The organism is Vibrio sp. 1249-1 (genome assembly GCF_033340495.1).
In genome coordinates, this window is record NZ_JAWOWJ010000020.1 from 1 (window position 1) to 11,739 (window position 11,739).

At 45.4% G+C, this 11,739-nt stretch carries 11 protein-coding genes and 1 riboswitch; of the genes, 3 read left to right on the forward strand and 8 right to left on the reverse strand.

All coding sequences use genetic code 11. The features are described 5' to 3' along the window. Window positions 1-517: 517 nt before the first annotated feature. Window positions 518-973: an RNA-binding protein gene (locus R7Z50_RS21915; RefSeq protein ID WP_017821270.1), complete on the forward strand. Its 456-nt coding sequence runs from the start codon at window positions 518-520 to the stop codon at window positions 971-973. Here R7Z50_RS21915 and murI read toward each other — a convergent pair. The 3 genes from murI to btuB are packed head-to-tail and all read right to left on the reverse strand — an operon-like array spanning window position 936 to window position 4,358. Continuing rightward, on the reverse strand, window positions 936-1,739 hold the full coding sequence (murI, locus tag R7Z50_RS21920) for a glutamate racemase (RefSeq protein WP_017636067.1): 804 nt from the start codon (window positions 1,737-1,739) through the stop codon (window positions 936-938). The two genes, R7Z50_RS21915 and murI, sit on opposite strands and share 38 nt — an antisense overlap. A 31-nt stretch (window positions 1,740-1,770) precedes the next feature. After that, complete coding sequence (locus tag R7Z50_RS21925; protein ID WP_017636068.1) at window positions 1,771-2,463, reverse strand: ATPase; 693 nt, start codon at window positions 2,461-2,463, stop codon at window positions 1,771-1,773. Between the two features lie 59 nt (window positions 2,464-2,522). Next, entirely contained in the window at window positions 2,523-4,358 is a 1,836-nt protein-coding gene (gene btuB, locus R7Z50_RS21930) for a TonB-dependent vitamin B12 receptor (RefSeq protein ID WP_206955045.1), read from the reverse strand. Window positions 4,359-4,413: 55 nt separating this feature from the next. Then, a riboswitch (cobalamin riboswitch) is annotated at window positions 4,414-4,614 on the reverse strand. A gap of 184 nt (window positions 4,615-4,798) precedes the next feature. Here btuB and trmA point away from each other — a divergent pair. Further along, window positions 4,799-5,908 (forward strand): tRNA (uridine(54)-C5)-methyltransferase TrmA, encoded by a 1,110-nt coding sequence (gene trmA / locus R7Z50_RS21935; protein ID WP_206971034.1) that lies wholly within the window; start codon window positions 4,799-4,801, stop codon window positions 5,906-5,908. A gap of 62 nt (window positions 5,909-5,970) precedes the next feature. Here trmA and R7Z50_RS21940 read toward each other — a convergent pair whose 3' ends face one another. Together R7Z50_RS21940 and fabR are read right to left on the reverse strand one after the other, a co-directional pair. Then, on the reverse strand, window positions 5,971-6,336 hold the full coding sequence (locus tag R7Z50_RS21940) for a YijD family membrane protein (protein WP_005378634.1): 366 nt from the start codon (window positions 6,334-6,336) through the stop codon (window positions 5,971-5,973). After that, on the reverse strand, window positions 6,336-6,977 hold the full coding sequence (fabR, locus tag R7Z50_RS21945) for an HTH-type transcriptional repressor FabR (RefSeq protein WP_005378632.1): 642 nt from the start codon (window positions 6,975-6,977) through the stop codon (window positions 6,336-6,338). Before fabR ends, R7Z50_RS21940 begins: the two co-directional genes overlap by 1 nt. A 263-nt stretch (window positions 6,978-7,240) precedes the next feature. On the opposite strand from fabR, the gene sthA reads away from it, so the two are divergent. Continuing rightward, window positions 7,241-8,671 carry a Si-specific NAD(P)(+) transhydrogenase gene (gene sthA / locus R7Z50_RS21950; RefSeq protein WP_005389689.1) on the forward strand — a complete coding sequence of 477 codons (1,431 nt, stop codon included), beginning with the start codon at window positions 7,241-7,243 and terminating at the stop codon, window positions 8,669-8,671. Between the two features lie 57 nt (window positions 8,672-8,728). Here sthA and dinF read toward each other — a convergent pair whose 3' ends face one another. The 3 genes from dinF to lexA all read right to left on the reverse strand — a co-directional run bounded on the left by dinF (window position 8,729) and on the right by lexA (window position 11,733). Next, the gene (gene dinF, locus R7Z50_RS21955) at window positions 8,729-10,078 is read right to left on the reverse strand and encodes an MATE family efflux transporter DinF (RefSeq protein WP_182039476.1); all 1,350 of its coding nucleotides are present in this window, start codon (window positions 10,076-10,078) and stop codon (window positions 8,729-8,731) included. Between the two features lie 55 nt (window positions 10,079-10,133). Then, complete coding sequence (locus R7Z50_RS21960; RefSeq protein ID WP_005378679.1) at window positions 10,134-10,928, reverse strand: class I SAM-dependent methyltransferase; 795 nt, start codon at window positions 10,926-10,928, stop codon at window positions 10,134-10,136. Window positions 10,929-11,112: 184 nt separating this feature from the next. Beyond that, entirely contained in the window at window positions 11,113-11,733 is a 621-nt protein-coding gene (lexA, locus tag R7Z50_RS21965; protein WP_005378682.1) for a transcriptional repressor LexA, read from the reverse strand. Window positions 11,734-11,739 lie beyond the last annotated feature (6 nt).

Here is an 11,739-nt window from a genome sequence, read left to right on the forward strand (position 1 = left end):
CATAAAGTAATGTTTGAATTGACTGTGCTGAATCCGAAGATTCAATGGTCACTTCGTTTCATTGAAACCTAATTTGATACCGAAGTATCGAATTGGATTATCATCAACGAGTGCCCACACAGATTGATAGGTTCTTATTTTTAAAGAGCTTTTCTAACATTTTCAGCAACTTAGTTGCTCGTCGTTAGGGGTGCGTATCTTACTTCACACCGTGAGAGAGTCAAGCATTTTTTCAAATTTATTTTCTCTCTTCCCGACTCGCTGTGTGACTTTCGTCTCACTCCGTGTCGGTGGATGCGCAGTATAGGGAGTTGAGAAATTAGTACAAGTGTTTTTTGCAAATAAAAAACCAACCGGTCACAAATTAGCCAAAAGTGCGATATTTGCATATTTCTTCGTCACATTTGAGACATATCACAGCAATTGGTTGGAAAAACACCAACCATATACGTAAGATTCATGTGTCTATTCTGTTAATGGACAATCGATCTCTTTATCACTATGTGTAGTAATTAAAATGACGTCTAAAAAAAATCTGATTTTATGTGTTGGGCTGGCCATCGTTGGGGGAATCATTTTCTCTCAATTCATCATCCCACCAGCCTTGAGCTTCCTCATTGGTGTTATCGCTACTGCTTTTCTTTTTTCATTTTCTAGCAAAACACCTGTTCTTCAATCTTCGGAGCCTGATCCTTCAACTAAAACGCTGTATGTCGGCAACCTTCCTTATAAGGCCAATGAGAGTCATGTTCGCGATTTGTTTGCTGAATATGGACAGGTCTATGCGGTACGCTTAATGAAAGATAAGCGTACTGGAAAAAGAAGAGGGTTTGGTTTTGTAGTGATGGCTGCGGCAGATGCCAAGCCAGCTATCGCTAAACTTAATGAAAAGGAATATATGGAGAGAACGCTAAAAGTGAGAATTGCGAACGATCCTAAACATCCGGATGGTGGTAAACCTGAACAGGATTAAAACCTAGCTTCTTTAAACAAATGTTCAGTGCATCTTCCTGCCAAGGAGTTGCACTGGCATAAATCGACTTACTTCCCTCTTCTGTATCCTCAATTTCATCACTTAATAGCAATGCTTTTACTCGACGTGCAATCGCTGCGCCTGAATCAATTAAAGTAACGTCCCCACCCAAAGCTTGATGAATCTCCTCTTTGATTAAAGGGAAGTGAGTACAACCGAGCACCGCAACATCGACTTTATCGCGAAGGGGAAGCAGGATATTTGTCAGTTCGTCGAGAGAAACGCTGTTGCCTCGCAACTTCTCTTCGGCCATATCTACCAAGCGAGTTGATCCCACCAGCTCAACTGGTTTGCCTTGCGCAAAGTCCCGTATTAACTCGTGAGTATATTGGCGTGTTACTGTCGCCGGAGTGGCGATCAGCCCTACCCCTTTTGATGCTAAAAGCGATGCGGGTTTAATCGCAGGGACAACACCAACAACGGGAATCGATAAATTTTCGCGTAAGGAAGGAAGCACTATGGTGCTCGCCGTGTTGCAAGCAATGACGACAATGTCGGCTTGGTGTTCTTCGACTAAAGAAGAGACCAGTTGGTTAACTCGTGAAACGAGTACAGCCTGATCGAGTTCACCATAAGGGTAAGCCTGATTATCGAATAAGTATAAGTAGTCTAGCTGGGGCAATAGGCGATGTATCTCTTGGAATACAGAAAGACCACCAACACCAGAGTCAAAAACTAGGACTTTTTTCTTACTTGCTACTCGCACGAGTCTTACCTAAAGAACAGAAACGTTGCGATCATACTGCGTAGATTTGTTTTGGCAATGCTTTAGCATGGTATCTTTGATGGCTGAATCTATCTCCAGATTCTACATTTCGCTTCGTCAACTCGATATGTCCTTGAAAAGATGGCGAAGACGTGACCAATGTGTGAAATTCACCATTTTCCCCACAGGGATCAATTTGACTTGGTAATGACTCTATTAGGGCTTTGTCATACCAGCGACCACACCATTCTGGAGGGAGAACTCTTCCGTCGATGGTGATTAACATAGTTTGAATACCACGCTCTATGATTTCCATCGCTAGTTTTTCGCTGCTCTCCCCTAATAGAGGAAAGACGCATTCCCAGCCAACAGGTTCAATATAGCTGCGTCGGTAATCGGCAATGCCATTACAAAACATATCACCAAATGCGACAGCTTCTATGTTCAGACCACTACTTTGTAATGCATTAACGATGGTCGATTGATAAATGTCGTTACTTGGAAAGATTTCAGGTAGCTCGATAGTAATGAGCGGAAGCGCAAGTAAGTCTGCTTGCATTTGTACGACTTCAAGCGGAGTTGCTTGGAAAGGGACTTCTTTCCCTACGTAAGTCGTGTACAAACCGACAACTTGATAATTTGGATTCTCGTTAAGGCGCTCAAGCGTTAATGTCGAATCTTTACCACTGGACCAGCTGATCACAACTCGCTTGGGTTTCTTCATTCGATTTTCCACCACAAAATATTAAAAACCGCCCGAAGGCGGTTTGTGCTCATTCACGATTAGAATTCGTAGCCAACGTTGAGATAGTACGCTCGCTCTGCAGCAGGGTAACCTTTTGCCATCTCATACTCTTCATCAAGTAGATTATCGATACGAGCACTAATAGAGGTCGACTCATTCGGATAGTAAGTCACCGCCGTATCAACCAACGAGTAAGAAGAAAGCGTAATATCTTGTGAAGGCCAAGTGCTGTAATCCACATCTGGACGCTTACCGACGTACTGATAGCTAACCGACCAATCCACTTTATCGAAGCTCACTAAAGCATTCCACTTATACATTTCTTTAGCGCGGCGCTGCAACTGATGCCCTTTATCGTCTTCAGCATCTTTGTAATCTGCACTCAACTGGTGCTGCACAATCCCTGTATCAAACTCAGCAACAAGCTCCACACCTTGGATATGTGTTTCACCATCGACATTCAAATATTTGTATGTGGTTGGATGGTAATCGATAAGATTCGTGATTATATAGTCATAACCCGTTACGGACCAAAAAACGCCTTGGACATCACCGCTGAATGCTAGCTCCCAAGCATCTGACTCTTCCGGCTTCAGATCTTTCTCACCGTATGTTGGGTCATACTGTTGATATAGGTTTGGAGCCTTAAATGCAGTACCAAAAGAGGCTTTAACCCCAAACTCTGGTACAAACTGGTAACCAGCCGCTAAACTGTAAGTGAACTCACTACCGTATTCTTCGTTATCATCAAGGCGAACACTGCCCTCGAGCATTGCTTTATCAATACTAGTGGTTGCCATACCAAACAGAGCACCATTGGTCCGATCAAACGTTTTATTCGCACTCTTGTCTTTATAAGACTCGTTGCGCCAATCAATACCACCAGCAAACGTCGTATTGTTGTTTAGCAAGTAACTGTTGGTCCACTGGACATTTTGCTGCTCAAGTTCATCTTCAGTACCTGAGTGTTTGCCTTTTGCTTGCTCATAGTTCCAAGACTTCTGTTTCTGTGCCGTTACTTGTAGTTCTGACATCACATTATCAGACTGATACTTACCGCCCAGAGTGACAGAAAGATCATCTTTTTCTGCTTCGTAGTAACCGCGACTGCCGTAGCTGCTGTCATATTGATAAACATTTTCGTAAGCACGTAGGTTACCAAATGCAGACCACTGGTCATTGAAGTTATGCACGTAACCTAGCAGACCATTCTTTGTATCAAAGCCATGGCGATCACCGTCATTAACTCCCGGTACAGGACGAACGTTATAACCATCATCACTTTCACTACCAAGCGCGATATTTAGCTGGCCGCTCTCTGTGACTTTAATACCAGATGCCACACTCAATTCTTGATAATCTAAACTACCTAAACCCGCACTTAACTTCGTTCCTTCTTCGTCAGCACGCGCAATGGTGATGATATTGATCACGCCACCAATCGCTTCTGAGCCATAAAGTGACGCACGCGCACCACGCACGTACTCAATACGTTGAACGTAAGTAAGTGGGATTTGGTTAAAGTCCACAGCGCCCTTCGCTGCTCGCGCAAAACGTACGCCATCAACCAGTACTAAAACTTGGTCGGAACTGGTTCCACGAACAAATAAAGACGCTAACTGACCACGACCACCATTTTGTGAAACTTGAATCCCCGTAAGGCGACGCAATACATCTGGTAGGGTTTTCGCTTGAATGCGATCGATGTCTTGTCGTGTAACTACTTCGACATCTGCCAACGTACGGCTTTCGGCTTGCTCAAAACGGTTTGCAGTAACAACGATGGTTTCGTCAGTGGAGGTTTCTTGGGCCTGTAGATAAGAGACAGGTGAAAGCAGCGATGCCAAAGTGATCGCCAGTGCGGATTTTCTCATTGTATTGTCCTAAATCGCGTAATTCCTTCCGAGCCCTGTCATCATGACAGTCCAGTGCTGTGGCTCAGTTGTTGGCAGGTATTCGGACTCAAGAGCACGGGTGTACCGCCTACTTGCTCGACTTCCCACATAAACTAATGCAGTGTCTGATGAGCGTTCGTTCTCTTTTACCGCTGCGCGTCAGTTCTGGATTCACACCAGATTCCCATTTCAGCCATCTAGATTGCTAGATAGCACCAACTTGAGGCAAATATTATTCAGCTATTGATTATTTGTCCAGCCAATATTGCCCTTAGAAGTTGTAACGTTTTGATTGATTTTGCTTTCTACTCTGCCTGTACGCACTATCTTTAAATCAATTCCAGTACAAAACTGGACATCCTATTGAGATTGAATAAAATCTGCGCTCTTAAATTGAATGCACCATAAAAGGTAAGATCATGGCTACTCTTGATGTAAACCCACAACGCTACCAAGAACAACTGGCTGAAAAAGTCGAACGTCTCACGGACATGTTCGCGCCATACAACATGCCAGAACTGGAAGTGTTTGAATCACCAGAGCAGCACTACCGCATGCGTGCTGAGTTCCGTGTTTGGCATGAAGGCGAAGATCTTTACTACATCATGTTCAACCAAGAAACTCGTGAGAAATACCGTGTTGACCAATTTCCTGCAGCAAGCCGTCTGATCAACGACCTGATGCCGCTATTGGTTGAAGCGATGAAAGACAACGACTCACTACGTCGTAAACTGTTCCAAGTGGATTTCCTATCGACGCTAAGTGGTGAGATTCTGGTTTCACTCCTTTACCATCGCCAACTTGATGAAGAGTGGATTGAAAACGCGAAAGCCCTTAAACAGCGTTTAAATGATGAAGGCTTTAACCTAAACATCATTGGTCGCGCTCGTAAGATGAAGATTGTCCTAGACCGCGACTACGTGATCGAGAAGCTCGATGTAAATGGTCAAAGCTACATCTACCAACAAGTGGAGAACAGCTTCACTCAGCCGAACGGCAAAGTCGCAGAGAAGATGCTGGAATGGGCGGTCGACTGTACCCAAGAAAGCACTGGCGACCTACTAGAGCTTTACTGTGGTAACGGTAACTTCTCGCTGGCGTTGGCACAGAATTTCGACCGCGTACTGGCAACTGAGCTAGCGAAGCCATCTGTGGTATCTGCACAGTACAACATCGCCGCCAATAAGATTGATAACGTACAAATCTTACGTCTATCAGCAGAGGAATTTACTCAAGCGATCGAAGGTAAGCGTGAATTCCGTCGTCTACAAGATGCAGGTGTGGATCTGGAGAGCTACAACTGCAACACGATTTTTGTCGATCCACCACGTGCTGGGATGGATGTCGATACTTGTAAGATGGTGCAAGGTTACGAGCGCATCATGTACATCTCTTGTAACCCTGAGACTCTAAAAGAGAACTTGGACATTCTATGCGAAACACACAACGTGACGCGTTTTGCTCTGTTTGACCAATTCCCTTATACCCACCACATGGAAGCGGGAGTGCTATTGGAACGCAAAGTGTAACCCACGGCGTCAAATACAAAAAGCGAGCTCAATGGCTCGCTTTTTAATTTGATTCGTTTTGCTTATTCCGCAGAAGTCTTCTTGCTGACAAAACCTAGCTTCTTACCAATCCATGCGAGTAAGATCATTGAAACCATGATCGCGAAGAAGTTTGAGCCTGCTTCTGGGTATTGCGCTTTAATAAACGCAGAGTGACCAAACGCACCTACGAAGAAACACGCCAAGCCAACTAATGGGATATCTTCTGATACCGGATTATTTAGGTACTCTTGGTAAAGAGCTTGTACAGCCAGTACGAGTGCAATCAATGGGAAGATTGAAAAAGACACTTCACTCATGGTCAACCATGACAACAAAGCATCACCACACATACCTGCAACCAGTGCCAAAATCAGCGTTTTCTTTTCAGATTTATTTCCATTCGACATTATTCTATCCCGCCTTTTAATCGGTTACGTTCACGTTCTTTGCGATACCAATAGGCCCCTTTGGCTATCATTCGCAATTGCATGATCAATCGCTCGGCGAGTTCATCGCGCTCACGTCGATCTAAATCTAAAGCTTCAGCTCCCGAACTGAAAACCAAAGTCACAGACGCTTCTGCTTGAGTATACGCCTCTTCTCTGGTCACGCCGGTGCTCATTAAATACTCGGTTAATTCTGCCGCAAAATGCTGGATTTCTCGAGCAACAGCGGTACGAAATTCAGCAGAAGTGCCGGAGCGCTCACGCAACAACAAACGAAAAACGTTCGGACTACTTTCAATGAATTCCATAAAGGTTTCGACCGAGGTACGAATTACGCTACCTTCTTTCACAATACGTTGACGCGCCTGACGCATCAGTTGACGTAGTAGCAAACCGCCTTCATCAACCATGGTTAAGCCTAGCTCATCCATATCTTTGAAGTGACGGTAAAAAGAAGTCGGTGCAATCCCTGCCTCTCGGGCGACTTCTCGCAAGCTAAGGCTGGAAAAGCTGCGATCCGCACTTAATTGACTAAATGCCGCATCGATCAATGATCGACGTGTCTTCTCTTTTTGCTGTGCGCGGATTCCCATCGATTTCATTCTTAACTTGCTCTTTTTCTGTAGGGTACAAGAGCCTCAATATAACGCAATTTGCTCCTACGGAGAAAGATATGTTGCTTCGCTCGCTCTGAGCGCCGAGAACGTTACTATTGGCATGCATCTAATTGCAATGTTCTCGATGCAATTTATAGACATACAACATACCAAATCACCCTTTTGGTCGATTCTGCGTGATCACTTCCACTCTCTAACAGGCATGACGTGTACCAATAGAGTAAATGAGTTAAAATCGCGCTAAAGCAATGTTAAGCAAATATAACAAGGAAGGCATCATGGCGCATGTTAATCACTATGACGTGATCGTAATCGGTAGTGGCCCTGGCGGAGAAGGGGCTGCAATGGGATTAACCAAAGCGGGACTGAATGTTGCCATTGTCGAGAAAGAAAGCAGTGTCGGCGGCGGTTGTACTCACTGGGGTACCATTCCATCAAAAGCACTGCGTCATGCCGTTAGCCGCATCATCGAATTTAATAGCAACCCGCTATTTTGTCGAAACAACACCAGCGTTCATGCAACATTTTCTGACATTTTAGGTCATGCTAAATCGGTCATTGATAAGCAAACTCGACTTCGTCAGGGCTTTTATGACCGTAACTCATGCACACTTTTGTTCGGAACCGCGCGATTTATCGATAACTACTCAATTGCAGTGATGCAAAGCGACGGTACAGAAGAAATCTATTCTGCAGATAAGTTTGTCATCGCGACGGGTTCTCGTCCGTATCAGCCTAACGACGTAGATTTCTTGCATGAGCGCATCTACGACAGTGATTCCATTTTGAGCCTGAAACACGACCCTCGCCATATCATCATTTACGGTGCGGGCGTTATCGGTTGTGAATACGCTTCTATCTTCCGCGGCCTTGGAGTGAAAACCGACCTTATCAATACCCGCGACCGCTTGTTGGAGTTTTTGGATAACGAAGTGTCAGATGCGCTGTCTTACCACTTCTGGAACAGCGGTGTAGTAATTCGTAATGATGAGACCTATGAAAAAATCGAAGGCACAGAAGATGGCGTGATTATTCACCTACAATCTGGCAAGAAGATGAAGGCAGACTGCTTGTTGTATGCGAATGGTCGAACAGGTAACACCGATAAGTTGAATTTGGGTGCAGTGGGTCTGGAAGCGGACTCTCGCGGACAACTAAAAGTAAACCGTAACTACCAAACCGATATCGAACACATTTACGCTGTAGGCGATGTCATCGGTTACCCTAGCCTTGCAAGCGCCGCTTATGACCAAGGGCGATTTGTCGCACAAGCCATTACGAAAGGTCAGGCAGAAAACTACCTGATTGATGATATTCCAACGGGTATCTACACCATCCCAGAGATTAGCTCTGTGGGTAAAACCGAGCAAGAGCTAACAGCTGCGAAAGTACCGTATGAAGTAGGACGCTCTTCGTTCAAGCATCTAGCTCGTGCACAGATCGCAGGGAAAGACATCGGCAGCTTGAAGATATTGTTCCATCGTGAAACCAAAGAAATTTTAGGGATTCACTGCTTTGGCGAACGTGCTGCGGAAATTATCCACATCGGTCAAGCCATTATGGAGCAAAAAGGCTCAGCGAATACCATCGAGTATTTCGTCAATACCACCTTCAACTATCCAACAATGGCCGAAGCGTATCGTGTCGCTGCGTTGAATGGTTTGAACCGCTTGTTCTAATCTATGCTTCTTGATAGCAGACAGAAAAACAGCAGGCTTGGACCTGCTGTTTTTATATCAACATTGTGTTAGGAAGGTATCCTTGTGCCATTGGTAGAGAAAGATAACCCCTAAACCAATACCCCGCATCAACATAAAGCTCGTCATTGCAAACCACAGCGCGTGATTTTCCCACTCGGCGAATAAGTAAAAGACAACGAAGAAACTGCTGGTCGCGACAAACATACTATTGCGCATGTCTTTGCCTTTGGTTGCACCGACAAAAATGCCATCCAATAGAAAGCACCACATCGACGCAAGTGGCATCACCACCAGCCAAGGTAGATATACCGCTGCTTGCTGTTGTACCGCCTCAATTGAAGTGATCATGGCGATCAACTGCGATCCCGCCAAACCAAAGAGCGCGGTCAGTCCTAAACAAATAACCAAACTCCAAAAGAAAGTGCCGACAAGCGATTCACTCAATTGTTGCCTATCTTTGGCACCAATCGCCTTCCCGACCATGGCCTCCATTGCGTAAGCAAAGCCATCCATGCCATACGAGATAATCATCAGGAAGCTCATCAGAACCGCATTTGCAGCGACAACCTCATCACCAAAGCTCGCGCCTTGGAACGTCATAAAGCTAAAAGCCGCTTGCAGACACAAAGAGCGTAAGAAAATATCACGATTCAATTTCACGAATCGCCCTAAACCGTGTTGAGTGCTGGTTAGCAACTTTTGAGGTGATGGTAATTGCCTCTCTCGCCAGGTTTTCCAGACACACATGAGACCAAAACCCATGCCTGAGTAGTCAGCAATCACCGATGCCAGTGCAGCGCCTTCTACTTTCCACCCCAAACCAATCACAAACAACAAATCGAGGACAATATTCGTCACGTTAGTGATGATCACCATCCACATTGGTGCTTTGGAATTTTGCGTTCCGAGCAACCATCCCAACAACACAAAGTTCATTAGCGCAGCGGGGGCACTCCACACTCGGATAGAGAAATATTGCATGCCGTAGTGCTTCACTTCAGCACTGGCGTCACTCCAGCCAAAGATCAAATCAGCAATCGGGTTATGGGCAATAAGGAAGACTAACGCAAACAGCAGCGCCATAAGTGAGCCTTGCATGAACACTAAGGCAAGTTGCTTTCGGTCTTCACCGCCATAGGACTGCGCCGCCAACCCAGTAGTCGACATACGCAAAAAACCAAGCAGCCAAAATGTCACGCTGATCATGGTACTGCCCAACGCAACACCGCCCAAATACCAAGCGTGGTCTAGATGACCAATCACCGCAGCATCGACCAAACCGAGCAATGGAACAGTAATATTCGACAGCACCATAGGTATCGCTAAAGCTAAGACTTGGCGATGAACTTTTGGGTTAGATAAAGGAGAGAAGATTGAATTTGTCACAGGCACCTCATCAGTAAGATCGACGAGTGTACCTGAGCGCTTAACGACTAGCCAATTACCACTTGATATGAACGAGTACTGGCGTGAGGCGATGCTTCAACATTGGAATCTTATTAAGCCAACGCTGCCAAGCTTTCCAACGAGAACAGAATCTATCGAATGGCGAGAAAGCTTTCACCCACTGTGCCCATGGTAACCATTGCAATATCTGTGCTGCAGGCGCTTCAAAGCCATGAGCATAACGATCAGAGCCAAGCTTTTGTCCCCACTTGGTTTCCGTTAAATCTCCTGCCAGCACCATACACAGTTCAGCAGAAACAAAATGTCGACCTAAGGTTTGAATAAATTTCGCGACTTGACGCTCTGTGCAATCGAGCAGTGCCATTTCACATAAAATGAGTACCGGTGCTTGCTCTGGAATGGCTAACGTCTCTAGCCACGACATTTCATCCACACTGCCACAGCGATGTTCATAACGTTCATTTTTGTGGAACAAACGCTGACGCCATACCAAATTTTCCGTCACATCCAGCTCTATCCAATGGCAGCGTCCATTATCCAAACGATAAAAGCGGGTATCCAACCCCGCTCCAACATTGATTATCCAAGCATCGGGATACTGCTGTAAGAAGTGACTAACCTGCTGGTCACAAAGCTGAGTCAGCGTCACGTGCAGCAGTTGCTTCTGCGCAATATCACCACTCAAACAATCCGGCGCCATCTTACAGCTCAAACACGCTTTAGCAGCTATCGGATCGTACACCAAGCCATTGTCGACCATGCTTTCACGGCTACGCAATAACAGTGGCTTTAATAAATGGTTAGGAACTTGATGTTTAGACTGAGACATGGGCATTTCCTGCGCCAGAGAGAAAACATAGACATTAATAAAGATGATAATGAATATCAATTACATTATCAAGCTTATAAATTGGTCAAAACAAACAAGGTCAAGATGATGAGCAAGCTTTTGGAGGAAGTAGAAAAAGAGAAAAGACAAAACAGCCCAGATCAACTGGGCTGCTTAAACACACTTACATCCAATCGGTATTGCGAATAATACCAACGGCTAAGCCTTCAATCGTAAGGTGCTGAGACGTTAAGTCCACTTGGATTGGGGCAAACTCTTCATTCTCAGCATGCAGTAATATGGTTGAACCTTTGCGCTCCAAACGCTTCACAGTCACATCATCATCAACACGCGCAACGACAACTTGACCGTCTCTCACGTCTTGGGTTTTATGCACCGCGAGCAAATCGCCATCCATAATCCCGATGTCTTTCATACTCTCGCCATTTACACGAAGTAAGAAATCCGCTTGCGGTTTGAACATCGCAGGATCGACTTGGTAGTGCGCCTCTACGTGCTCTTGAGCCAGAATTGGCTCACCCGCTGCGACTTGACCAATCAAAGGCAAACCCTGCTCATCATTGGCTGCGTCTTCAAGCAGGATACGAATCCCACGAGAAGCGCCTGGAATAATTTCAATTGCTTGCTTACGAGCAAGCGCTTTTAGGTGTTCCTCTGCGGCATTCGCAGAGCGGAAGCCAAGCTCACGCGCAATCTCTGCACGAGTTGGTGGCATTCCGGTGTCATCGATTTTACTTTTAATCAAATCGAAGACTTGTTGTTGGCGTGGCGTTAACGGCTTCATGTCTCA